The organism is Variovorax sp. DAIF25 (assembly GCF_050711835.1).
Lineage (GTDB): Bacteria > Pseudomonadota > Gammaproteobacteria > Burkholderiales > Burkholderiaceae_C > Variovorax.
In genome coordinates this window covers 5,546,163-5,569,132 of record NZ_CP136636.1, presented here as the reverse complement: position 1 = coordinate 5,569,132, position 22,970 = coordinate 5,546,163, and the positions used below count along the sequence as shown (strand labels likewise).

Below are 22,970 nucleotides of genomic sequence, written 5' to 3'. Positions count from 1 at the left end.
AGGTCTCGCATGAAATGGGTCACCCGTGAACATCCGAAGATCGATCGCATCGCCTGCCCGTGGCTGATCGCGCGGTTCATCGATGACGAGCCCGAGTTCCTCTACGTGCCCAACGACCAGGTACGCAAGGTCGCGGACCAGACTGGTGCCGTGCCCTACGACGTTCCCGGCGTCGAGATGACCCATGTGGGCGAGCTCTGCAGCTTCGACGCCTTCCTCAAGAAGCACCAGCTCGATGACCCGGCATTGCAGAACCTGGCCGTCATCGTGCGGGGTGCCGACACCTCGCGCCTGGACCTGACGCCCGAGTCGGCCGGGCTCTACGCCATTTCGCAAGGACTGTCCCGAACTTTGCGAACGATCACGAGATGCTTCGGCACGGTCTCGTGATGTACGACGCTCTGTATGCCTGGTGCCAGTCGCGCCAGGCCCAGGCGAAAACGTGACCGACGGCTACCAACCACCCTCGAGCACGCGCTCGAACCGAGGACCTGATGAACCACGAATCGAAACCCACGCGCAGAGACTTCGTCACCACTGCGGCGGTAGGCGCTGGATCGCTTGCGCTGTCCGCCACCGCCATGGCTGCAACCGATCCTTCGAAAGAGACCCCCATGACCAATGCACCAGCCTTCCAGAGCAGCGGCACCCTCAAGCCCTTGCCATTCGACCCCGCCAAGCTCAGCAACATCTCGGAGCGGCTGATCCGCTCGCACTGGGAGAACAACTACGGCGGCTCGGTGAAAGCCCTGGCCGTGGTGAAGAAGCGCCTGGGCGAAGCGCTGGCTGACAAGGAACTCCAGCCCTACGTCTACAACGATCTCAAGCGCGAGCATCTGCTGCGTACCGGCTCGGTCGTGCTGCATGAGCAGTACTTCGACAACCTCGGGGGCAGCGGCCAGGCTGGCGCGAGCGAGCGTCAGGTGATTGCAAAATCGTTCGGCAGCTTCGATGTCTGGGAGACGGAGTTCCGCCGCATCGCCGCAGGCCTGGGTGGCGGATCAGGCTGGGTGGTGCTGGGCTTCAACCAGCACACGCGGCAGCTCGAGAACTACTGGATGGCGGACCACGCGCACGGGCCAGCAGCCACCACGCCGATCCTGGTGATGGACATGTACGAGCACGCCTACCAGATGGACTTTGGTGCCGCAGCCGCGAAGTACATCGATGCCTTCTTCCAGAACGTCCAGTGGGAGAAAGTCGCAGAACGGCTTGCGGTCAGCGGCGCCGCCAAGGCGTGAGGCCATCGTGAAGCGAAGCTTCTTGCTCGCTGCGACCCTCTTCGCAGCGGGGGCGCCTCTCGCGCAGACTCTGCGCTTCGATACCGATGCCACCGGCAGGCCTCCTGTCGGCTGGACATGCGGTGTCACAGGGCGCGGAAGCCCACGCTGGACCGTCGAGGCGGACGCCAGCGCACCAAGCCCTCCCAATGTGCTCATTCAGTCGGGCTCCGGGACCTTTCCCTGGTGCGTTCGCTCCGATGCGGTCATCACCGATGGCTTCGTCGAGGTGAAGTTCAAGCCGATGAAGGGGCGCGAAGATCAGGCCGGGGGAGTGGTCTGGCGCTGGAAGGATGGCGACCGCTACTACGTGGCGCGGGCCAATGCGCTGGAAAACAATGTCTCGCTGTACTGGACCGAGGGCGGCGCGCGGAAAACGCTGAAGTATGTCGACGCGCCGGTGTCCGCCTACGCGTGGCATACGTTGCGTGTGGAGTTCAAGGGCACCCGCATCCTGGTGCTGCTCGATGGCAAAACGGCCATTGACATCGAGGACAACCACATCGCAGGTCCTGGTGCGGTGGGTGTATGGACCAAGGCTGACAGCATCACTGCCTTCGATGACTTCAGTTTTGGGATGACCACGAAGCCCTGATGGTCCGACATCGAAAAATGCATTCTTGCGGCTCATCGGCCAGTCGATACAAGGGGCCGGTTGATGGGCCTTGGCAGACAACAAGACGGCTGGTATCGCTCGCCCGTTGCGCAGTCACACAGGCCTACGCTATTGCGCCACCGGCGAGAAATCCACCTTTGTACTGAAGATTTCGTCGCCGCGCTGAAGGATCTGAATAGTTTTCTTGGAGAGGAATTTGCTCTCTGCCGCCATCCACTTCATGACCTGGATTTTTTCATCGCCGCCAGCGACGTTTTTTCCTGTTTCGTGTCCGGCCAAGAGGTCTTGAACTACTCCGGCTGCGAAATCCGGCACGCTCAAGAGGTCGTCAAGAAACGACTTCTTATCGAGCGACTTCCCAGACATCAGCTGCGCCGACCTTTCCTTCGAGTACATCCGAAGCGCGCTCGCGAACAACCGTTGAGTGTTTTCAAACGTGCGCTCCCGCCCGTCTTCGTTGATCGCGTCCTTGTCGCAGTACCAGATGATCGGTTGATCGGGCCTTACGAGCAGAGAGGCGAAAATCGCGAACGTGTGGCCTACGCGAAGGACTTTCTCTCCGGCGCCCTTTTTCCATCGGCCGAAGCCCATCTCGGAAAGCGTTTCTTCGATTCGAGCCGCGCCGCCGAACAAAGAGTCGATCTGTTTCTCAACGGCCACCGTGATGACGGCCCCATGGATCAAGCCGTCGACCGCTTGAAGAAACTCAGGAAGCGCTCGACTGCGTCCTCCGGACGCGAGCCGCTTGTACCTGAATTCGCTGTATGGCTCGAGGATGCCGTGTCTTTCTCGGAGGTCGCTCATTGCTTCCGCGAAAGGACCGTTTCGGTCGGACGCAAGGAAGAGAAACGAATAAGTGTTGAACCGCGCGCCAGGATGCTCGCCACCAAAGTCCGTCATCACAGCGACGCTCTTGGCTTCCGAAAAATCTGGAAGCTCCGTGAGCTGCTCGATTGCATTCGCTAGGACGTGCGCGAAGCTGGGTGTCTCCCCGCGCAGCGCATATAGGTCAAAAGGGGCACTCCTCCGAATGATTTGTCGACGGGGAGGGGAATGCTTCGGTGGCAGCTTCATTTTGGCGATCTTGGCGAACGCGGATCGTGCCTGAACGAAGGGCAGCGGGAAAGCCATGCCGACGTGGCCAGCCGCAGGGCGGTAGGAGCTGCTAGCGTGATTGTTGCGCGGAAGAATGAATCGCCGCGTGTTTATAGCCACCTAATGCCGCTTTTGGAGGTGCCACAAGATCGCGCATTAAGCCGTGAACACATTTCTGAACATGGACGGTTGCACTTTAAATCGCGATCCGGCGCCGAAACGATGCAATTAAAGTGCGTTTTCGTGAGAGATTGTCGCAAAAATTAGGATGCAGAGAGATTTTTCCTTTAAAATCAATGGCTTGCGGTGTGGCAGCTTATTTTGTTTGATTTTTATCAACCGTACCAGTCGGCCGTACAGAGTGGTCGAAGGGGTTGTCATGGCGCCGATGATGCGCGAGCGGCGGGTGGGCGACAATCCCGGCCTCCATGGAAACCCTGAACGACTGGCTCGAGCGCGCCGAGCGCCTGCATCCCAAGAACATCGAGCTCGGACTCGAGCGCGCGCGCGAGATGGCCCAGCGCATGGCGCTGCGCTTCGGCTGCCCCGTGATCACGGTGGCCGGCACCAACGGCAAGGGCTCGACCTGCGCCATGCTGGAGTCGATCCTGATGCACGCCGGCTATCGCACGGCGGTCTTCACCTCGCCCCACCTGGTGCACTTCGAGGAGCGGCTGCGCCTGTCGGGCCAACCCGTCGATGCTTCCAAACTGATAGCAAACTTCGAAGCCGTGGAAAAGGCCCGGGGCGACATGCCGCTGACCTATTTCGAGTTCACGACGCTCGGCATCCTGCGCTGCATGATCGAGGAGAGGCCCGACGTGGCGATCCTCGAGGTCGGCCTCGGCGGCCGGCTCGACGCGGTCAACATCATCGACGCCGACTGCTCGGTGATCACCAGCATCGACCTCGACCACATGGAATTCCTCGGCCCCGACCGCGAGAGCATCGGCTTCGAGAAGGCCGGCATCCTGCGCGCCGGCAAGCCGGCCATCGTCAGCGACCCGATGCCGCCGCAGAGCGTGATCGACCATGCCGAGGCCATCGGCGCCGACCTCTGGCGCTTCGGGCGCGACTTCAACGTCTCGGGCGACAAGCAGCAATGGGGCTGGAGCGGCCGCGGCCGACGCTACAGCGGGCTGGCCTATCCGGCGCTGCGCGGCGCCAACCAGCTGGTCAACGCGGCCGGCGTGCTGGCGGCGCTCGAGTCGCTGCGCCAGCAGCTGCCGGTGACGGCGCAGGCGATCCGCAGCGGCCTCGCGATGGTCGAGCTGCCGGGGCGCTTCCAGATCGTGCCGGGCCAGCCGGTGCTGGTGCTCGACGTGGCGCACAACGCGCATGCCGTGGCCGCGCTGGCCGAGAACCTCGACGCGATGGGCTTCTACCCGACCACCCATGCCGTGTTCGGCGTGATGGCGGACAAGGACCTGGCGCCGATCCTCGCGCGCATCGGGCCGCTGATCGACCGCTGGTACTTCACCGACCTGCCGACCGCGCGCGCCGCCAAGGCGGCCGACCTGCTGGCGACATGGCAGGCGCAGAACACGCGCAAGGACGCCGCCGGCGAGGTCTTCGTCGACCCCATGCAGGCGCTCCAGGCGGCCATCGAGCGCGCGGACCCCGCTGATAGAATCGTGGTCTTCGGATCGTTCTTCACCGTGGGCGGCGTGCTCGAGCATGGCACCCCCCGGCTGCAAGCCAAACACCTGTCCTAAACCTTGTCGCCCGGCGGCTGATTCGCAGGTCGATCGCGCCGGATTCCGCAGCTTCCCGCATCACTCGCAGCACTCCTTCAGGGACCGAACTTCATGGCGTTTTTCAAGTTCCGCGCGCGCGGCCCACAAGGCAACGAAGGACGCAGTGCACCGGCTGCGGTGCCGGCGGAAAGTGTCGAATCCATGCGTCGTCGCGCCCGCCACCGCCTGCTGGGCGCCGCGGTGCTGGTGCTGCTGGGCGTGATCGGTTTCCCGCTGCTGTTCGACACCCAGCCGCGCCCGGTGTCGGTCGACATCCCGATCGAGATTCCAGACCGCAACAAGGTCAAGCCGCTGCCGGTGCCGCAGGTACCCGCGCCGGCCGCCACCAGCGGCAGCGACAACGGCGACACCCGCGTGGCCGCCGCGACGCCGTCGCGTCCCCCGGCCGCATCGAGCGGCGGCATCATCACCGAGACCGCCGACGGCACCGAGATCGATGCCTCGGGCCGGCCGGTCAACAGCGCACAGGCGCCGGCCCCCGCGCCGGCCAAGCCGGCCGAACCCAAGCCCGAGCCGAAACCGGAGCCCAAGCCGGAACACAAGCCCGAAGCCAAGCCCGAGCCCAAGCCGAAGCCCGAACCCAAGCCCGAGGCCAAGCCGGAACCGAAGCCCGCGCCCAAGCCCGCCGCGGTCGACGACGGCGCGCGTGCCCGCGCGCTGCTCGAAGGCAAGCCCATCGCCGCCGCGCCGGCCACGCCCAAGCCCGCCGCCGCGTCCGACGACAACGGCCGCTTCGTGGTGCAGGTTGGTGCCTTCGCCGATGCCGACAAGGCCCGCGAGGTGCGGCAGAAGCTCGAGAAGGCCGGCCTCAAGACCTATGTGAACGTGGCGAAGACGGCCGACGGCGAACGCACGCGTGTGCGTGTCGGTCCCTTCGGCTCGCGCGCCGAGGCCGACAAGGCCGCCGAGCGGGTGAAGGCCTTGTCTTTGTCGGCCGCGATCCTCACCTTGTAATTCGCCACCGCCTGTAGTCGCCGTGGCCTTGCTCGACTGGATCGCCGTCGCACTCATCGTGGTGTCGATGCTGTTCGGCCTCGTGCGCGGGCTGGTGTTCGAAGTGATTTCGCTGATCGGCTGGGTGGTGGCGTTCGTGGTGGCGCAGTGGTTCGCGTCCGATGTGGCGGCCTGGTTGCCGGCCGGCGATCCGCAGGCGTCCTGGCGCTATCCGCTGGCCTTCGTGCTGCTGTTCGTGGCGGTCGCGTTCGGCGTGGGCCTGATGGCCTCGTTGACGCGCAAGCTGATCGCCGCCGTGGGATTGCGTCCGGTCGACCGGATCCTGGGCGGTGCCTTCGGCGCGGCCCGGGGCGCGCTGGCGCTGCTGGTGTTGGCAGTGGTTGTTCATTTGCTGGCGTTGAGCGACAGTGCCTGGTGGCACGAATCGCGCAGCGCCGTTGTTCTCGACGCGGCATTGCAGAGCCTGAAGCCTGCATTGCCCGAAAAATTGGCAAGCTACCTGCCCTGAGAGGATCGCTTCATGTGTGGAATCGTCGGCGTTGTCAGCAACGCACCCGTCAACCAGCTGCTCTATGACGCGCTGCTGCTGCTGCAGCACCGCGGCCAGGATGCCGCCGGCATCGTCACGCTGCAGGAACGCAAGTTCTTCATGCACAAGGCCAAGGGCATGGTGCGCGACGTGTTCCGCACCCGCAACATGCGCGCGCTGCCCGGCAGCGTGGGCCTGGGCCAGGTGCGCTACCCGACCGCCGGCAACGCCTACAGCGAGGAAGAGGCGCAGCCCTTCTACGTCAACGCGCCCTTCGGCATCGTGCTGGTGCACAACGGCAACCTGACGAACGCCCATGCGCTGCGCGCCGAGCTGTTCTCGACCGACCACCGCCACACCAACACCGACAGCGACTCCGAGGTGCTGCTCAACGTGCTCGCCAACGAGCTCGAGCAGTCCTCGCACGGCGTGCCGCTGAACCCGGCCGAGGTCTTCGCCGCGGTGCGCAGCATGCACAAGCGCCTGCGCGGCTCGTACGCCGTGGTGTCGCTGATCGCGGGCCACGGCCTGCTGGCCTTCCGCGATCCCTACGGCATCCGCCCGCTGTGCATCGGCCGCAGTGCCGACGGCACCGTGATGGTGGCCAGCGAATCGGTGGCGCTCGAGGGCTCGGGCCACACCTTCGAACGCAACGTGCTGCCGGGCGAGGCGGTGTTCGTCGACATGCAGGGCCAGCTCCATTCGATGCAGTGCGCCGAGGCGCCCACGCTCAATCCCTGCATCTTCGAGTTCGTGTATCTGGCACGTCCCGACTCGGTGCTCGACGGCATCTCGGTCTACCAGGCGCGCCTGAACCTCGGCGAGACGCTGGCCAAGCGCGTGGTCTCGACCGTGCCGCCGAACCAGATCGACGTGATCATCCCGATCCCCGAATCGAGCCGCCCGAGCGCGACGCAACTCGCGCACCTGCTGGGCATTCCGTACCGCGAGGGCTTCGTCAAGAACCGCTACGTGGGCCGCACCTTCATCATGCCGGGCCAGGGCGTGCGCAAGAAGTCGGTGCGCCAGAAGCTCAACGTGATCGCGAGCGAGTTCAAGGGCCGCAACGTGCTGCTGGTCGACGACTCGATCGTGCGCGGCACCACCAGCCGCGAGATCGTGCAGATGGCGCGCGACGCCGGCGCGCGCAAGGTCTACCTCGCGAGCGCCGCGCCGCCGGTGCGCTACCCCAACGTCTATGGCATCGACATGCCGACCAAGGACGAACTGGTGGCGCACGACCGCACCGTGGAAGAGATCCGCGAGCTGATCGGCTGCGACGCGCTGATCTACCAGGACGTCGACGCGATGAAGCGCGCCATCGGCTCGCTCAACGGCAAGCTCGACGGCTTCGATGCCTCGTGCTTCGACGGCGTCTACGTCACTGGCGACATCGACACCGAAGCCATCTCGCGCATGAACGGCAACCGTCCGCGCATCGAGGAGACCGAAGAGGATTCCTCGCGCCTCGCGCTGCCCAACCTGAGCTGATCTCCTTCCGACATTCCTCGTTGGCCTCGCGCCCGAAAGTTTCCGTGACCGATCGACCCCTGCCTCCCGGCCTGCACCGTGACACGCTGGCCCTGCGCACCGCGCTCGAACGCAGCGTGCATGGCGAGCACTCCGAAGCGCTCTACCTCACCAGCGGCTTCGTGCAGCCCGACGCCGAGACCTCGGCCCGCCGCTTCGCCGGCACCGAGGAAGGCTTCACCTACGCGCGCACCTCGAACCCCACCGTCAGCAGCTTCGAGCGCCGGCTCGCCGCGATGGAAGGCACCGAGGCCGCGATCGCCGCTTCCAGCGGCATGGGTGCGATCCTCATGATGTGCATGGGCCTGCTCAAGGCCGGCGACCATGTCGTGTGCTCGCGCTCGATGTTCGGCTCTACCATCAACCTGATCGGGCGCGAGTTCGGCAAGTTCGGCGTCGAGACCACCTTCGTCTCGCAGACCGACGTGGCCGAGTGGCGCGCCGCGGTGCGGCCCACCACCAAGCTGCTGTTCGCCGAGACGCCGACCAATCCGCTGACCGAGGTCTGCGACATCCGCGCGCTGGCCGACGTGGCGCACGAGGCGGGTGCGCTGCTCGCGGTCGACAACTGCTTCTGCTCGCCCGCGCTGCAACGGCCCGCCGAGCTCGGCGCCGACCTGATCATCCATTCGGGCACCAAGCATCTCGACGGCCAGGGCCGCGTGATGGCGGGCGCGATCTGCGGTCCCTCGAAGCTGATCGTCGACGTGTTCGGCCCGGTGGTGCGCACCGCGGGCATGGTGTTGTCGCCGTTCAATGCCTGGGTCGTGCTCAAGGGGCTCGAGACGCTCAACGTGCGCATGCAGGCGCACTGCGCGAACGCGCTGGCCGTTGCGCAATGGCTCGAGGCCCAGCCGGGCATCGAGCGCGTGTACTACCCGGGGCTCGCCTCGCATCCGCAGCATGAACTGGCGATGCGCCAGCAGGCCGGGCAGGGCGGGGCGGTCGTGTCCTTCATCGTGAAGGGCGGCGATCCCGAGACCGCGCGCGCCAACGCCTTCCACGTCATCAACAGCACCGAGGTCGTGAGCATCGCCACCAACCTCGGCGACGTGAAGACCATCATCTCGCACCCGGCCACCACTTCGCACGGACGCTTGTCCGAGGACCAGCGCCAGGCAGCCGGCATCGGCCAGGGCCTGATCCGCCTCGCGGTCGGTCTCGAGCACGTCGACGACATCAAGGCCGACCTGTCGCGCGGCCTTTCCACCCTGAATTTCTGAATCCCGCCTCCATGACCGGCAAAGTCCGCACCCGCATCGCTCCGTCTCCCACCGGCTTCCTGCACCTGGGCACCGCGCGCACCGCGCTCTATTCGTGGGCCTATGCGCGCCACCACGGCGGCGAGTTCGTGCTGCGCATCGAGGACACCGACGTCGCGCGCTCCACGCAGGATTCGACCGACCAGATCCTCGCGTCGATGCACTGGCTCGGCCTCGACTACGACGAAGGCCCGGTCTACCAGATGCAGCGTCTCGAGCGCTACCGCGCCGTGATCGCGCAGATGCTCGAAGCCGGCACGGCCTACCACTGCTACGCCACGCCCGCCGAGCTCGACGAGATGCGCGAGGCCCAGAAGGCGCGCGGCGAGAAGACCCTGTACGACCGCCGCTGGCGCCCCGAGCCCGGCAAGGTGTTGCCGCCCGTGCCCGAGGGCGTGCCGCCGGTGGTGCGCTTCTGCAACCCGCCCGAGGGCGACGTGACCTGGAGCGACCTCGTCAAGGGCGAGATCACCATCAACAACCGCGAGATCGACGACCTGATCATCCTGCGGCCCGACGGTGTGCCCACCTACAACTTCGCCGTGGTGGTCGACGACTGGGACATGAACATCACGCACGTGTTCCGCGGTGACGAGCACATCAACAACACGCCGTGGCAGATCAACATCTTCCACGCGCTCGGCGCGCCGCTGCCGCAGTTCGGCCATGTGCCCGTGATCCTCGGCGACGACGGCCAGAAGCTCTCGAAGCGCCGCGGCGCCGTGAGCGTGACCGCTTACGAAGACAACGGCTACCTGCCCGAGGCGATGCTCAACTACCTTGCGCGCCTCGGCTGGAGCCACGGCGACGACGAGCTGTTCACGCGCGAGCAGATGGTGAGCTGGTTCGACGGGTCGCACCTGTCGAAGAGCCCCGCGCAATGGGACGCGGCCAAGCTCGCGTGGGTCAACGCGCAGTACATCAAGGCCAAGCCCGATGACGCGCTCGCGCCGCTGGTGGCCGCACAACTGAAGAAGCGCGGCATCGAAGCCGACGATCGGCTCGCCGCCATCTGCGCACTGTTCAAGGACCGCTGCGAGACCACGGTCGCGCTGGCCGATTGGGCCGCGGCCTTCTATGCAGACGTCCACGCGAGCGAAGCTGATCGTGCGCAACACATCACCGATGCCGTGAAGCCTGCGGTGGCCACGCTTGCGGATAAACTCTCCACCCTTCCGACGTGGGACAAGGCGACGATCGCCGCGGCCATCAAGGAAACCCTGGCTGCGCATTCGCTCAAGATGCCTGCTCTGGCGATGCCGGTGCGTGTTCTCGTGATGGGAACCCCACAGACGCCATCGCTCGATGCGGTCCTCGCGATTTTTTCTAAAGAAAAAATCATCGAACGTTTGAAAGTGGCCTAAAAACCGGTCTATAATTTGAGGCTCGACACCGACACAAGGTGATTCTGAAAAGAAGCACTGGAATGTCAAAGAGGGGGTATAGCTCAGCTGGGAGAGCGCTTGCATGGCATGCAAGAGGTCATCGGTTCGATCCCGTTTACCTCCACCATCAAAAGTGTCGAGAAGAGAAGAAGTGCTGATCGCAGCACGGTTCCTAAGGTTTTGACCCTATCGTCTAGAGGCCTAGGACACCACCCTTTCACGGTGGCTACCGGGGTTCGAATCCCCGTAGGGTCGCCAGTTTCATGCAAGTGAAGCAGGCACGAGTCGTCAACACTCGACTCCGCAAGGAGTGAACGTTGTCTACCAGGAGTGGTAGTTCAGTTGGTTAGAATACCGGCCTGTCACGCCGGGGGTCGCGGGTTCGAGTCCCGTCCACTCCGCCATATAAAACAACGGGTTACGTGAGAAATCACGTAGCCCGTTTGTCTTTTTGGAATTCGTTTCGGGGCACTTTGGAATATGCTGAGCTCATCGTCCTCATGGAGATGCGTGATGTCCAAGGTTTCGGTAACGGCCCAGAAGCACCTCGAGCTCCTAAACGAGGTCTTGGCTGAGCAACCCGACTTCGACTCGGGGATGGCGTTCGCAGCAAGTCCGCCTGGTTCAACGGGCGTCGGCATCTGGGGTTACACAACGTCGACCCCCTACGGTTCGAAGCAAGCCTACGCTGATGCCGAGCGAATCGTGCGCGAGATGTACGAGTTCGACCCTGGCGCAGAGCGGTAGTCTCCTCAAGCGGCGGGCGAGGCCTTTTTCAGCTGCCGGCGGTCGTAGACCCGGGCGATCATCTTCCCGTCCGTGTGCAGCGTGGCTTCCTGGGTGTCCGTGTGACCCGCCTCGAGCTTGTCGCTCACGCCCTTGGGCCGGCAGTCCTGCAGCGAGAAGTGCTCGAACTCTAGATCTAGAGCACGCGCGTGCTCCTCCGCGGTTGCCATCAGCGTGCCCAGCAGCTTCCCCCATCCCGACTTCGTGTAGCGCTGCCCCTGCAGGTTGCCGAACAGCAGGAACGAGCCAGCCAGCTTGTTGCGCTTGATAGCGCGGGCTTCCTCGACGGTTTCCTTCAGCTCGGGGGACCACTCGATCAGGATCTTCGGCTTCGTCGGATCTTTGGAGTCGGTCCAGAGGATGCCGGCGTCCGTGATCGCGTCGATGGTGACCTTGCGGACCTCGAAGGACCGGCGCACGCAGAGCCATGCGGTCTTCAGCGCGAGGGCGATGATGTGATACGGGCCGCCGAGCTCGCGGCCGGTGGCCACGACGATCTCGAGCTCGTCGTGCGTGACGTAGCGCTTCGCTTCCTTGACCCGCTTGTTCTTGGTGAGCTTGTCGAACGGGTTCGTCTCGATCATCCCTTTGCGGATGGCGTACTCGAGGATGAGGCGAGCGAGCGCGATTTCCTTGTTCGACTTCTCGGGCCGGCCGGCTTCTTGATGGGCCTCGAGGTACTGGTAGCCCATCGATCGGGTGATCTCGCCGACCTCGAGGTGCCCGAAGGACTTGAGCAGCATGTCGGCTTCGCGGCGGTTCTCGGTGCGCGTCGATTCGGCGCGCTTTTCCGCAGACGTGTCGGGCAGTCCCTCCTGCCACGCGAACCAGGCCGTCACCAAACCGCTGAAGCCTCCTTCGGGCACATCGTCCATGATGCGCGCCGAGTCCTCGATGGCTTGCCGACGGAGCTTGCGCACCTGGTTGGCATCGTCGACTTGGCATCGCAGCTTGAACGCCCAGCGGCCGGACTTCATCTTGTAGCCGATGCTGTAGACCTTCTTGCCGTACCTCTCGTAGACCCGGAAGGGGAGACCGTCCGGGGTAGCTCTTGCGCGAATCATTGTGCGAGTTTCAGGTGCGAGAGGTTGATCGACTTCTTGGCGCCGCCGGTCGTGGAAGTGGACTCACCGCGGGTCACGGCCTCGTAGTGGCTGCGCTCGAGCACCACGCCCTTGCGGCCGATGAACGCGCGGTAGAAGCCGCGCCGGTGCAGCACGGCAAGCTGCATGGTCGACACCTTGTAGCCGGTGATGGCCTCGAGTTCCTCTTCGGTCAAGACGATGGTCATCGTTTCGATGCCTCCGCGAGGAGGGCCCGGACGATGATGTTTCGAGCGCTCGCGCGTGCACCCAACGGTCGGCCTGCGAAGAGTTCCGGCATGGCCTTGTCGAACTGCTCCATGACTCGCGAGGCGATCCAGTCAGCGTCTGCGATGGACTGGGACGGCGGGATCAGTTGCAGCTTGGGGCGGTGCTTCTGAACGCTGCTCACCGGTCGACCTCCGCAGCCAGTCGGTCCTTGAGTCGCTGCAGGCCCATCGAACACACACGCAGCACCGAGTCGTCCTCGACCTCGAGCGCGGCCTCGATGACGGTGATGGAGACACCAATCCGCGCCACTTCCGGAAGGAAGGCGTCTTCATCGCCCTGTTCGAGGGCTGCTACCAGGTTATCGCGGGCCATCTCTGCAACGTACACCGCGCCCCAGGTGCGTTCGGTTGCCGAGGCCATCGCGGCGGTCCACATCGCTTCGGTGATCGTGCCGAGGGTGTCGGTGATTTCTTGGATGCGCGGCGCGATCAGCCGAGGCTTTTCTTCCTGCTGCTCTGCTTGCGGCTCTTGGGATTCCTCGCCTTCCGGGAATTGCTCCAACAGCGCGGGCTCGGTCATTTCAGTGTTGGCCCGGTCCAGAAGGGACAGCGCTTCCTGCAGGGTCGTTTCGGGCAATGTGCCTTTGGTGAGGGCGATGGCACCCTCGAGCGCGGCCAGCGGGACGAACATCGCCTCGTAGCACTGCTCGAGATCCGGTTTCGTCAGTGGCTTGTACGCGAGCGGTGCGAAGGCGCTCGGGAGCCAGTTATCGATGAGGGCGCGAACCAGCAGTTCTGCCGGCTCGCCGAGGTCCGTGGCCACCAGCGCGTGGTGAACCATCTCCAGCTTCTTCATCGCTTCGCCGATAGACGCGTTGATCGCGGCCAACGGATCGGCGGGCGCCTGCGGTGCAGCCTTCGTCCGCTTGGCGAGGCGGGGCTTTTCGAGGACGGCGTTCATCGGATGAATCCCTTGAACATGCGATCCAGGCTTGCCAAGGTCGGCGAGTCGTTGGACTCGTCCGACCCGTAATAGAGTCGAGCGGAGAAATGGACGATGTCGGAAAGTTGGCAGATGCGCGCAAGCATGCCGACCTCGGCGGTGACTTCTTCAGTGGAGTCTTCCAGTCGAGCGATCACTGCCATCGCCAACTGCTGAATCTGGAGGTTGGCGCAGAAGGCGAGCTCGTGTCGCTTGGCATCATCGACAGATGCGTCCACCTTCGTCGTGGGCACGGAGGATCGCGTCAGCTTTTTCGTAGCCACCGCCACATCGCGCGGGTTTTCGAGAACGGCGCTCATGCTCCGTCTCCCCGATGCTTGAGGGCTTCCATGACCAGCTCCATGCTGGACTCCATCAGGAAGTGGATGCCCTCGAGCATGCGCACCTCCACTTCTTCGGCACGCGGATCGGTAATCCGATAGCTGAGCAATGCGGCCGTTCGCCGCATCTCCCCATGGGCTTCGTCGAGCTTCTGCGGGTCGTAGGTTTCGATTGCGCTGTCGAGCAGGTCGGCGCTCAGGTCAGCCAGAGAGTCCGCGGCGTGCACGATGTCATTCCCATGGACATCGGTGTGCATACGCAGAAGATCGGTAGCTGAGAGCCATATGCCAGTGGCTTGGTCGCTCAGCTTGGCAAAGAGACTCTGCGCGTCCAACGCTTGCGAAGGTGCCTCGTTTGATACCTCGTCGTCCAGAGGGCAAGTGCCATCGGCTCCCACGGCCCCGCCCTGGTACTCGGCCATCGGCTGCGCATAGTGGGCGGCTGGACTCGCGCACTGATCGGCGAGCTTGGCGGACAGAACCGCGCTGAATCCGTCGAGCAGCGCCGGATTCGACAGAAGTTTTTCGATAGAGGACGAGACGAACCGATGCTGTGCTTTCCCATCGCGGTAGGCTCGCCTGCAGTAGGCGCTGTCCGGTTGAGTTGCTTGGATCTTGTCGGCCTCGCGCAGCATCGATATTGCGAGGTCGCGCCCTAAGAGAAAAGACTTCTCGGCGGGCTGCTGGATGCTGTGGACGCGCGGAGCCTTTTGTAAAGGCGCGCCCAACGTGCTACTCTCCTGCATGATTCGTTTCCTTGTCAGAGGGTTTCGGGTCACAGAACGCCCAGGGCTGGACCCCTGGGCGTTCGTCTTTGTGCTTCAGATTTAAGCGGGCATCCCGCTCTCGCCCTGAGGCGCGGCGGTCATTCGGTCGGTGTCTCCCTGGGCGCTTTTCGCTTGTCCTTCAGAGTGGCGCGTAAACGGCTCACGATCTCGCCGTTCAGGCTGCGGTCCATTTCCTCGCTCGCAGCGACAAGCGCGGTATGCACGTCAACCGGAAGGCGGAGCTGCATTCGGATGGGGCTGGGCTTATGTTGTGACATAAAAATGGTGTCAGTGACTGTATTGTGTGAGTGACACGGAATCAGTGTCAAGTAGGTGTGACACTGTTTTGGTGTAAATTCTTCACATGGAAGAAGACCGCTATACCCGAATCACATTGCGCCTGCCAAGGGACTTGCATGCGCGCTTGGACGAGGTCGCGGACAAGACTTCCAAAAGTCTCAACGCCGAAATCGTCGGCAGGCTCGAAGCGTCCTTTGGAGCCGACGGGGCACCGCTTTCTCCTGGCCTTATCCAAGAATTGCAGCGCATTCAGCAACTGCTCGCCTTGAACCGTCTCGAATCTCGGTATCGACTCGCACGCGATGATGAACGTGCTGCCCAAGAGGCGATGGCGAAAGCCTATGGCGCTAGGCTCCCAAAAGACGAGATGCAGAAGGTTGAATGGGCGTATCACGGGGCACGAGCGTATGTTGTGGATGCGCGTCGAGAACTTGAAGCGTTCATCGCAGCGACACCGAACCTTAATGCTGAGCGCACCTATGCCGACGAAAGTTCGATCGGAGTCCCGCAGAACCTCACTCTTGAGGGTGAAGGAAAGATAGCGCCACGTCGGCGCTCTGCGAAGAACTGAAAACACGACCATCTCCACGCTCTGACCCGCCTGCATCCGATGTGCTGCGGTATGGGAGAACTATCGACTGGTAGAGGGCGCTATTGAAGCCTTTGGGCAGGCACAGCGCCTCGCGTGCCCGTAGCAACTACGTTGTGCCCGCAGGCGGGAGCAGGGCGTGAGCAACGCGTTCTCTCTTGCGCCATTCAGTCATCCACTGCCTCACTGCTCGGAACTTAACTGGTACAACCTTGCCTGCGACTGCTATCGCTGCGTCGTCCATGCTGGAAAACTTGTCGAGGTTGTCGTCGCACCATTCGAAAACCTGCTCCTTCATTTGACGGTTTTCGGCGTTTTTTCGCGTGGCCAGTCGCTGGGCCTGCCTGACGATTCCATCTTCCTCGACCAGCCATAGCAACTCGAACATGGAATCGGGATCCATCAACCTTGCGAAGTTGTTCTGCAACTCCTCTTGGGTTAGCGTAGGGACGGTCTTGAGGAACGTTAAGAATGCCCGAGCACGCTGTATCGCGGCTGGCCTGCGTGCGCGCTCAGCGTCGTATCTCTCTGCTTGAATTTTTACGTTCGCCTCGGCCTGCTTCCATAGCGCCTCCACGTCTAGGCCTGCCGACTCTAGTTCGGCCTTCCACTGTCTCAGCGGGATACTCGTGCTGCCGCACTGCCTAGCGAAGTAGCGTGGCAGCAACTTTCGATTCCGATGGCCGGCATTAAATGCAAGAAAGGCAAAGTGCCAGGCGACAGCCTCGTTTTCGGCAGCGTCCAGCGCGAGCCCGGGCCATTGTGTCCCGCTAGGTTCGGCGATGGGCGGGCTCGGTGCGCCTGCATTCTCTGGCTTCATCACACCCGTGATACTGCCACCAACACGACCGAATGTGGACTATGGTTGATGCGTGCGGGGCGCTGGCCCTGCACGAGGTCAGCGATACGCGAGCAGCAGCGCCACCATCGCCACGCCAACTGCAACCGCGCCAGCTTTGACCAAGCGGCCGCCCACCGACCGGCTGGTCTTATAGAACTGGTTGGTCAACGGGCGAAGGTCCAGAGACGCAGGGTCGAAGATGGTCATCCCTCCGCGGCGCCTGGCCTCTGTCTCGAAGAGGTGCGCGGTGCCTCTGGCGTGGAGATCGCCTTCCAGCGCGCGCCTGCGCCAGAGCCGGGCCAGTTCTTCGAGCTCGCTATCAGGCAGGTCTTCTACGTTTCGCACTTGTGCATTTTGCCAAGAGGGCGCGGGGTCGCTGTCACTCGTCGCAGCGTGCGACTCGACGCACTGGGCAAGTCCTTTCGTGCACAGAAGGGTTGCCGATAGGCAACTCTGACACGGGATACGAAAAGTCCTCCCTAGCAGGGGACTCAGTCCAAGGTGCTAGGCGGCAATCCTTGCTTGCGGGATCTCTTCCGTCGGAATATTTAAGTTTGGACGAAAAAACATGACTTCGGAGCCAACGTAGCGCACTTGAGCGGTGTAGTTCAGGCCATAGGCAAGCGACTGAGACATTCGGTACATCTGCCGAATTTCCGCAACGTTGTCATAGGACACGACCCATGGTGTTTTAAAGCGAGCCGATTGCAGGAGGTCGGCAATCTGCATGTGGTCGCCATGTTCGTAGAAATTACGGTAGAGACCTTGGCCTTTGACGTAGTAAGGAGGGTCCAAGTACACGAGCGCCTTCGGAGGCAAAAAAGTTTGGCAACGCGCCAAGAGCGCGTGCGCATCCTCGTTGTAGACCGAGATGCTGGAAGAGTGCAGCGCAATCATCTCGATGCGCTTGGACAAGACATCTTTCTTCAATCGCGCATCGAGTTTGTAGTCTCCCGATTGGCCAAGGCCTCCGATCACTCCGCCTTTCAGGACGCCGGACCGGTTGGTCCGATTCATGAAAAGAGTGGCAAATCCCCGGGCGGCCAAGCCGACCTCGATTTGACCCCGCAAAACCGAGCGCCAGTGTAGCCACTGCTCCATTGTGACAGGGGTGTCCGCAAGAAGGCGAAGCAGTTCCTCAGGCTCTCGGGTGACAGCGCTCCAGAAGTCGTAAACGGCAGGGTCAAAGTCGTTAATGTGGATGTGAGAGGCTTCACCGTGGAAGAGAAGTTCCAGCGCTACACCCGCGCCGCCGGCGTAAGGCTCGAGGTAGTGGCCGGTCGTTAGGCCGTTCTCTCGCATAACACTTGCGATAAAAGGAGCAAAGCGCGCCTTTCCACCAGGATAGCGTAGGGGCGTGTAGAGCTTGTTCGAATACATCGTGCGGGTGATGGTATCGACTTGTCCTTAGCTTGGCCAGCCTACTTGGCAAGTGGCGCCACAGCCGCAACCGCTGCATCAAACTCTGCCAAGAACTGTGCGATTTCAGCCGGCCTATCGGTCGCCCACTCTTCTAAGAGTTGCCAACCTTCGATGAGAGGGAACTTCTCTTTCCACCAAGATTTGGTTTGCTCTCTTCGAGAAAGAACAGTGGTTGCTCCATCCAACATGTTTACCCGTAACTGATCCGTAGTGACATCTTTTTTATCTAACCGCTCTAACGTTGCCCCATGCAACTCTGGTGAATTTACGATGTTCAATATGTATTGGAGCAACGTTCTCTCTGGTGCAAGGGGTCTTCCAACTATATCTTGATTCTCGTTCCCAATTAACGCGGCGCTGTACATGTCTCCGGGCAATTTTACTATGTGCTTGTTTTTTCCGTTGTTCTTGTTTACGGTGGCGTCTGCGTCTAGGATGATTAGGACTTCTTTAAAATAAGGGTCGTGATCGGCGAGGCGGGCAAGATTCTCGCAGCCAACACCTAGTGGGAGAGGTTCAAGTTTTACGCTGTGAGATTTCCCAATCGCTTGAAGTCGTTTGGGCGGGATGAGTGCTCTAAATACTGCAGCAGCTTCGTCGTCCTCAAAATAAATCTTTAGTTTTGGCAAAGATTTTTTCGTTTCTGGAAGAGGGGGGGTCAAAGACATGTCATTGAAGATTTGCTTCAATGAAGGTGCTTCCATCTTTTTGGGGTTTGCCGTGTCCCTAATATAAACAATTGAGTCTATTGGGTTCGGGTTGTTCGGTTCGGATTCTGGGTGGACTGCCTCTATCAATTTTGGGGAGTGAGTGGTTGCAATGATCTGGAGGCGAAGAGATCTTGCAAATGATTTGAGGCTTTTAGTTAGTGCCCCGATCGCATGGGGATGTAGTCCTGCATCAATTTCATCTACTATCAATAGCCCGCCTGGGTATTCGGGCCACTCTCTTTTTAGTTTTTGAAACGATGCCAGAGCAAGTGCGATGCTGCCTAAGCTATCTTGTCCTAAAGAAACGCATCGAGGATCGAATGCATGCTGCGGCTGACTCGACATTTTGCCGGTATATTTTATTTTTTGTGTCGTTATGGCAGCGGGTGAGGTATTGCTGCCAGAAATTACTGCATTCATGAATTGCGAAATGAGTTCCGCGTCGTCTGCGTGCATAGCTTGTGCAGAGCTGCTCGCATTCCCGGGGGTAGCCTCTCCTACTGGCAAGACTCGTGTCATCCCTAGGTATATTGTCGGCAACGGAACCTTTCCTGCCGCGCCAACCGTCACACTGCCGTCAGCGCTCTGAAATTTGCTTGTAGAAGGCTTTATTGTTCTCGCAACAACGCGAGCCTGTTGATTCTTTCCCCTTGGCCCAAGGCGACAGGCTTTGACAAGAGCTTCATTGTTATTTATCAGGTAAGAAACTGCCGGCTCGCTCAGAATTTTCGGCGGCCCAAGCTTGCTTGCGTAGTCTCCATGATAATCAATATGAATAATCTCATTGAAATTGGCTTGGTATGTTTTGTCGAAGTATGAGATTTGAGCTGAGGTCGTTAGCCCGGATGGATGTGCCAGCAACGCCAAAATAGTTGACTTCCCTATGCCGTTGTGGCCCGCTACGACAGTCAGGCGAGGGGAGATTGGTATCTTGATGTTCGTAAGCTTTCTGAATTTGTGTGTACCAAATTCAAGGGATTCAACGCGGATGCTAGGCATTTTTCCTCACGTGCTGCTGTAACGGACAGTTCAATCACTCATCTACCAAATTGGCGCTTGATTTGGGTGAGCGGCTAGTTGCTCTTGAAGCATAGCCAACTAAGGGCGATTTCTTCCTAGGATGAACACGGGCGAAAACCCCGTGTTCATCCTTTTGGAGGAGGTGCAGTTAGAACGCGCCGATGCCTGAACCTCGCGGACGCCGTCACCCCCTCTTCCGTCGGCTAACGAAGCCCATAGAGCCGATCTACACGGCAGCGGCCACGCCTGTTGCCTGGAACGAAGACTTCCCCTTTCTCCTGACCGAGGGTGTCGTCTACCTCGTTTGCCGGCCGTGCCCCGAGCTGATCAGGTGGGCCCGCCAGATCCGGAAGCTCCACTCGGCCGACACGAGCGCCGAGACTAATCCGGATTTCTCCTGGCTGAGCGCCGCGCCCGTCGCGCCTCGGAATCTAGTCAAGGTGGGTGAGGTGACCGTTCGGATCTACGGCGAGGATTTTCTTCGGGAGGTCCAGAATAGAAGTGGCCATCACTTGAATTGGCAGTGGACGCTTCTGACGGTGGTGCTTGACCGGGCGAGGGGGAACGCCGTGGGCTTCGTCTCCTTCAGTCTGGAATGGGTGCTTGATGCATTGCTCGGATGCGAAGAGGTGGCAGAGCTCGAGGTGAAACTTGACCAGGCTTGGATCGTTGCCGAGTACCGCGGCCGGGGCTGGGGAGATCTGGCCGCCGGAGCCATCGCTGACACAGTCCGCCAATCCGTCGAGCAGCTCGACTCTTCAGCCCGCTGGCCGAAGGGCTACGTTGCGAAGCTGCGGATTGTGGTGTCTGCCGATCTCTACAGCACCAGCGGGGAGCGTTTCCTTGAGAAGTGCGCTACCTACGTCGCGATGCAGTTCGACTTGCTCCATGCGTCCGAGCGGATCGAGATCACGGAGGTGATCTGCGATGGCCGGTGGTAGTGATGCAGAGCATCAACTACGATGAGCCTTTCCAAGATCCTTTCATGAGCAGCATGATCTTTCTCGGAGACCGAGAAATATTCGTCTCCAATCAACGCTTCTCGACGCTGATCGAGTTTGGGCTCGAAGTGGCGGATGCGGTTGCCTCGTCAGAGCAGGACCGTTCGTTTGTGCAAAGGCTGAAAGCTGAAGCCGAGGACTTCTATCGGGGAATCGATCTTGACCTTGAAGAACTGTTCTCGGGGAAAGATGAGTTCGGATTCTGGAGCAGGGTCTACGCAGAGCTCGCTGTCCGAATTGAACGGAAAGAGATCGGAAACCCAGAGATCGATGATTGGCGCCCCAGCGCCACTGCCGAAGCTCTAGCACTGTCGAAGATGCTGGCGACTTCGGCCTGAGCCTGTTGGCGGGCTGCTATCTCTGTGCTGGATTGATAGCAAACCGTTCGATGTCCGTGATGGTCAACTCGAGTAGCGCGGAGTCCTCGGGGTGTTCAACTACCTCTACCAGCAGGTTTGCGAGGTTCTTCCGCAGGGTAGGGCGCAGTGGCGCGGCGAAGGCCACAAGCTGCTCTACCAGCGTTCGCGCCGGCCGTGCATCCTTGACGTCCCCCGGTGAACGAATTCCCTGGCCGGTCTCCAGCCAGCCAGGCCGCACCCTCAGCGCCTGAGCGATTGCCAGCAGTTCCCTCGGCCGCTGCCGCCAGCCCGCTTCCAGATTCCCGATCGCGCTCTGTGTCACGCCGGCCTCGTCGGCCAAGCGCAACTGGCTCCAGCCGAGTTCGGTCCTGGCTACCCTGATGCGGCTGCCGATGCTCATATGGGCGTCCTAAACCGATATTGGTTTGAAAGAATAAAACCGAAAACAGTATCCGCAGGCGTTGATTGCCGTTGAACTGAGTGCGGTTTCAGCTGAAGCCTTCAGCGCGGGGCTGAGGCCCTTCGGGCCGAGCGAATCAGCATGGCTTCAGCCTCCTCCTTCATCTCTGAACTGGCGCGCCGAAATTCCGCTTCGGTCAGCTTTTTAAACGGCCATGTCCCCTCGCTTGCGAGATCGCCTGACTGCAAGAGCTGGTGCACTTGGCAGCCGAAAAAGTCAGCGAACTTCTGGAGCGTCTCGAGTCGGATGCCGCGCGACCCCTGCTTTGCTGCCTGGATGGCAGCCGATCCAATCGCTATGCCGCGTTCCGCCATTTCTTGTCGAAGTGTCGCGATGCTCCGTGAGCCCATGAGTTCGGCGAAGTTGGCCGCGAGTGTTGCGTCGATGCCATCGGAGGGAATTTGGTCGTGGGAGGCCATGGCTCGAAGTGTGTTCTCTTTCCAAACCGAAATCGGTGTGGCAGAATAAACTGAAATCGGTACGAAAGGAATACGCTCATGCCCGCACCAATCGAATCCATCCGGGATCACCTGAAGAGCAAGCTGCGTGAAGCGGGCCCCGCTCGGTACGAGGCCATCGCGCAGGAAACCGGCGTGGCGGTCAGCTTCATTCGGAAGTTCGTTTACGGCTCTCGCGAGAACCCTCGAGTTGAAACAGTCCAGCCCCTGTTGAAGCTTTTCGCTGCGGTGGACAGAGGGGATCGAAACCTGCCGGCGCCTTTGCCGAAGACTCTGCAGCAGAGCGCGTGATGGCACTTTGCTCAGGCGGTCTGCTTTATCGCAGGCCATTGCGTTCGCTCACGTCGACATCCTGCGCCGCGAAGGACACATCCACCTCCCCATCCAACCAACGGATTAAAAGTCTGGTGGTGCGCAACGTCATGCGCGGCCGAGTGCCGGGCAGGGCGCTGGCGTTCGTCGTGACGCAGCTCCTGGTACTGCAGTGGATGAGGTCCGGATCGTGCGCTGGAGAGCGTCTTGGGGTTGGGGCGTAATGCATGTCTGCAGTCTCGCCAACGCCGGCTGAAAGGGCCAGAAAGGGTTTGCACATGACGATGCGAGCCCTTGCAGAGCCTGGAAGGGCCGCGGGCGTGGCTGCCGCAATGGGCCTCTCCGAGGCCACGATCAGCCGGATCAAGAACGAGCGCCTTGAGGAGGTGCTGACCTTCCTCGCGCACCTGGGCTTCAAGACCGTGCCAGCCGAGTTCCAGTGCGTCGATGAGCGCACGTTCGCCGCCTTCCAGATCCTCTGGGAGAAGGCGATGAGTCAGACGTCGGCCGCCAAGCTGATCTTCGAGGAGGCGGACTGATGCGCCGCGCAATCCTCTGGTTCGTGCACTTCTTGTACTGGCTGCGCGTGCACCGCGGCAACTTTGGTCGCGCCCTCTGGGCCACCGAACACGAAATGGGAGCTTGGCGATGACCAGCGACGCACGCATCTCGGTTGGACTTCCTGGACATCCGAAGACCAAGAAGCTGATCCGTCGGTTTGGCCAGGCGGCTGGCTGGAACCTCGTGTGCCTGATCCTGTGGACCGTCGCAAATCGCAGCGACGGCGATCTGACTGGCATGTCAGACGAGGATATTGAGCTGGCTGCCGAGTGGGACGGCGAGGAGGGCGCGTTTGTCGCGGCCCTCGTGAGCGTTCGGTTTCTCGACGGTGATGCCGGGAG

Annotated in this window: 27 protein-coding genes, 3 tRNA genes and 1 pseudogene; 17 read left to right on the top strand and 14 right to left on the bottom strand. The window is 61.5% G+C overall.

All coding sequences use genetic code 11. From position 1 onward, the window contains the following. The first annotated feature begins 9 nt into the window (after positions 1 to 9). The 3 genes and pseudogenes from R0232_RS25665 (at position 10) to R0232_RS25655 (ending at position 1,875) form a co-directional block, all read left to right on the top strand. Positions 10 to 446 (top strand): annotated as a pseudogene (locus R0232_RS25665) (chromate resistance protein ChrB domain-containing protein). A gap of 48 nt (positions 447 to 494) precedes the next feature. Then, positions 495 to 1,241, top strand: coding sequence for a superoxide dismutase (locus tag R0232_RS25660; RefSeq protein WP_431509901.1), 747 nt, complete (start codon positions 495 to 497; stop codon positions 1,239 to 1,241). Between the two features lie 7 nt (positions 1,242 to 1,248). Further along, entirely contained in the window at positions 1,249 to 1,875 is a 627-nt protein-coding gene (locus R0232_RS25655) for a hypothetical protein (protein WP_431509900.1), read from the top strand. 129 nt (positions 1,876 to 2,004) lie between these two features. Here the strand turns inward: R0232_RS25655 and R0232_RS25650 are convergent, their stop codons facing one another. After that, positions 2,005 to 3,027 carry a hypothetical protein gene (locus R0232_RS25650; RefSeq protein WP_431509899.1) on the bottom strand — a complete coding sequence of 341 codons (1,023 nt, stop codon included), beginning with the start codon at positions 3,025 to 3,027 and terminating at the stop codon, positions 2,005 to 2,007. A 380-nt stretch (positions 3,028 to 3,407) separates the two neighbouring features. Between R0232_RS25650 and folC the strand changes: the two genes are divergently transcribed. From folC to R0232_RS25605, 9 genes are all read left to right on the top strand, one after another. Next, on the top strand, positions 3,408 to 4,706 hold the full coding sequence (gene folC / locus R0232_RS25645; protein ID WP_431512928.1) for a bifunctional tetrahydrofolate synthase/dihydrofolate synthase: 1,299 nt from the start codon (positions 3,408 to 3,410) through the stop codon (positions 4,704 to 4,706). Between the two features lie 93 nt (positions 4,707 to 4,799). Beyond that, positions 4,800 to 5,702 carry an SPOR domain-containing protein gene (locus R0232_RS25640; protein ID WP_208507908.1) on the top strand — a complete coding sequence of 301 codons (903 nt, stop codon included), beginning with the start codon at positions 4,800 to 4,802 and terminating at the stop codon, positions 5,700 to 5,702. A 22-nt stretch (positions 5,703 to 5,724) separates the two neighbouring features. Beyond that, positions 5,725 to 6,210, top strand: coding sequence for a CvpA family protein (locus R0232_RS25635; RefSeq protein WP_431509898.1), 486 nt, complete (start codon positions 5,725 to 5,727; stop codon positions 6,208 to 6,210). Between the two features lie 12 nt (positions 6,211 to 6,222). Continuing rightward, entirely contained in the window at positions 6,223 to 7,722 is a 1,500-nt protein-coding gene (gene purF, locus R0232_RS25630; RefSeq protein ID WP_208507909.1) for an amidophosphoribosyltransferase, read from the top strand. A gap of 44 nt (positions 7,723 to 7,766) precedes the next feature. Beyond that, positions 7,767 to 8,984 (top strand): O-succinylhomoserine sulfhydrylase, encoded by a 1,218-nt coding sequence (locus R0232_RS25625; RefSeq protein ID WP_431509897.1) that lies wholly within the window; start codon positions 7,767 to 7,769, stop codon positions 8,982 to 8,984. Positions 8,985 to 8,995: 11 nt separating this feature from the next. Beyond that, positions 8,996 to 10,387 carry a glutamate--tRNA ligase gene (gene gltX, locus R0232_RS25620; protein WP_431509896.1) on the top strand — a complete coding sequence of 464 codons (1,392 nt, stop codon included), beginning with the start codon at positions 8,996 to 8,998 and terminating at the stop codon, positions 10,385 to 10,387. A 72-nt stretch (positions 10,388 to 10,459) separates the two neighbouring features. Then, positions 10,460 to 10,535, top strand: a tRNA-Ala gene (locus tag R0232_RS25615). A gap of 55 nt (positions 10,536 to 10,590) precedes the next feature. After that, a tRNA-Glu gene (locus R0232_RS25610) sits at positions 10,591 to 10,666 on the top strand. A gap of 69 nt (positions 10,667 to 10,735) precedes the next feature. Further along, positions 10,736 to 10,812, top strand: a tRNA-Asp gene (locus R0232_RS25605). A gap of 348 nt (positions 10,813 to 11,160) precedes the next feature. On the opposite strand, the gene R0232_RS25600 is transcribed toward R0232_RS25605, so the two are convergent. The 7 genes from R0232_RS25600 to R0232_RS25570 form a co-directional block, all read right to left on the bottom strand. Then, entirely contained in the window at positions 11,161 to 12,258 is a 1,098-nt protein-coding gene (locus tag R0232_RS25600; protein WP_431509895.1) for a hypothetical protein, read from the bottom strand. Next, positions 12,255 to 12,485: a DUF4224 domain-containing protein gene (locus tag R0232_RS25595; protein ID WP_431509894.1), complete on the bottom strand. Its 231-nt coding sequence runs from the start codon at positions 12,483 to 12,485 to the stop codon at positions 12,255 to 12,257. The genes R0232_RS25600 and R0232_RS25595 overlap by 4 nt, the downstream gene beginning before the upstream one ends. Next, positions 12,482 to 12,688 carry a hypothetical protein gene (locus tag R0232_RS25590; RefSeq protein WP_431509893.1) on the bottom strand — a complete coding sequence of 69 codons (207 nt, stop codon included), beginning with the start codon at positions 12,686 to 12,688 and terminating at the stop codon, positions 12,482 to 12,484. Before R0232_RS25590 ends, R0232_RS25595 begins: the two co-directional genes overlap by 4 nt. Next, complete coding sequence (locus R0232_RS25585) at positions 12,685 to 13,467, bottom strand: hypothetical protein (protein WP_431509892.1); 783 nt, start codon at positions 13,465 to 13,467, stop codon at positions 12,685 to 12,687. Before R0232_RS25585 ends, R0232_RS25590 begins: the two co-directional genes overlap by 4 nt. Next, the gene (locus tag R0232_RS25580; protein ID WP_431509891.1) at positions 13,464 to 13,808 is read right to left on the bottom strand and encodes a hypothetical protein; all 345 of its coding nucleotides are present in this window, start codon (positions 13,806 to 13,808) and stop codon (positions 13,464 to 13,466) included. Before R0232_RS25580 ends, R0232_RS25585 begins: the two co-directional genes overlap by 4 nt. Then, positions 13,805 to 14,575 (bottom strand): hypothetical protein, encoded by a 771-nt coding sequence (locus R0232_RS25575; RefSeq protein ID WP_431509890.1) that lies wholly within the window; start codon positions 14,573 to 14,575, stop codon positions 13,805 to 13,807. Before R0232_RS25575 ends, R0232_RS25580 begins: the two co-directional genes overlap by 4 nt. A 119-nt stretch (positions 14,576 to 14,694) precedes the next feature. Then, complete coding sequence (locus tag R0232_RS25570; RefSeq protein ID WP_431509889.1) at positions 14,695 to 14,844, bottom strand: Arc family DNA-binding protein; 150 nt, start codon at positions 14,842 to 14,844, stop codon at positions 14,695 to 14,697. Between the two features lie 116 nt (positions 14,845 to 14,960). On the opposite strand from R0232_RS25570, the gene R0232_RS25565 reads away from it, so the two are divergent. Continuing rightward, on the top strand, positions 14,961 to 15,467 hold the full coding sequence (locus R0232_RS25565) for an Arc family DNA-binding protein (RefSeq protein WP_431509888.1): 507 nt from the start codon (positions 14,961 to 14,963) through the stop codon (positions 15,465 to 15,467). 127 nt (positions 15,468 to 15,594) lie between these two features. Here the strand turns inward: R0232_RS25565 and R0232_RS25560 are convergent, their stop codons facing one another. The 4 genes from R0232_RS25560 to R0232_RS25545 all read right to left on the bottom strand — a co-directional run bounded on the left by R0232_RS25560 (position 15,595) and on the right by R0232_RS25545 (position 19,457). After that, positions 15,595 to 16,152 (bottom strand): hypothetical protein, encoded by a 558-nt coding sequence (locus R0232_RS25560; protein ID WP_431509887.1) that lies wholly within the window; start codon positions 16,150 to 16,152, stop codon positions 15,595 to 15,597. A 231-nt stretch (positions 16,153 to 16,383) separates the two neighbouring features. Beyond that, the gene (locus tag R0232_RS25555; RefSeq protein ID WP_431509886.1) at positions 16,384 to 16,671 is read right to left on the bottom strand and encodes a hypothetical protein; all 288 of its coding nucleotides are present in this window, start codon (positions 16,669 to 16,671) and stop codon (positions 16,384 to 16,386) included. Between the two features lie 159 nt (positions 16,672 to 16,830). Beyond that, the gene (locus R0232_RS25550) at positions 16,831 to 17,706 is read right to left on the bottom strand and encodes a DNA adenine methylase (RefSeq protein ID WP_431509885.1); all 876 of its coding nucleotides are present in this window, start codon (positions 17,704 to 17,706) and stop codon (positions 16,831 to 16,833) included. Positions 17,707 to 17,747: 41 nt separating this feature from the next. Further along, on the bottom strand, positions 17,748 to 19,457 hold the full coding sequence (locus R0232_RS25545) for an AAA family ATPase (RefSeq protein ID WP_431509884.1): 1,710 nt from the start codon (positions 19,455 to 19,457) through the stop codon (positions 17,748 to 17,750). A 182-nt stretch (positions 19,458 to 19,639) separates the two neighbouring features. Here R0232_RS25545 and R0232_RS25540 point away from each other — a divergent pair, with 182 nt between their 5' ends. Then, the gene (locus tag R0232_RS25540) at positions 19,640 to 20,419 is read left to right on the top strand and encodes a hypothetical protein (RefSeq protein ID WP_431509883.1); all 780 of its coding nucleotides are present in this window, start codon (positions 19,640 to 19,642) and stop codon (positions 20,417 to 20,419) included. A 44-nt stretch (positions 20,420 to 20,463) separates the two neighbouring features. Continuing rightward, a complete protein-coding gene (locus R0232_RS25535) occupies positions 20,464 to 20,817 on the top strand; it encodes a hypothetical protein (RefSeq protein ID WP_431509882.1) in 354 nt (117 codons plus the stop codon). A gap of 16 nt (positions 20,818 to 20,833) precedes the next feature. On the opposite strand, the gene R0232_RS25530 is transcribed toward R0232_RS25535, so the two are convergent. Together R0232_RS25530 and R0232_RS25525 are read right to left on the bottom strand one after the other, a co-directional pair. Beyond that, positions 20,834 to 21,238: a helix-turn-helix domain-containing protein gene (locus R0232_RS25530; RefSeq protein ID WP_431509881.1), complete on the bottom strand. Its 405-nt coding sequence runs from the start codon at positions 21,236 to 21,238 to the stop codon at positions 20,834 to 20,836. A gap of 101 nt (positions 21,239 to 21,339) precedes the next feature. After that, a complete protein-coding gene (locus R0232_RS25525) occupies positions 21,340 to 21,717 on the bottom strand; it encodes a helix-turn-helix domain-containing protein (protein ID WP_431509880.1) in 378 nt (125 codons plus the stop codon). Between the two features lie 78 nt (positions 21,718 to 21,795). Here R0232_RS25525 and R0232_RS25520 point away from each other — a divergent pair, with 78 nt between their 5' ends. Continuing rightward, on the top strand, positions 21,796 to 22,047 hold the full coding sequence (locus tag R0232_RS25520; RefSeq protein ID WP_431509879.1) for a hypothetical protein: 252 nt from the start codon (positions 21,796 to 21,798) through the stop codon (positions 22,045 to 22,047). A gap of 299 nt (positions 22,048 to 22,346) precedes the next feature. Next, positions 22,347 to 22,607 (top strand): hypothetical protein, encoded by a 261-nt coding sequence (locus R0232_RS25515; protein ID WP_431509878.1) that lies wholly within the window; start codon positions 22,347 to 22,349, stop codon positions 22,605 to 22,607. The last annotated feature ends 363 nt before the right edge of the window (positions 22,608 to 22,970 follow it).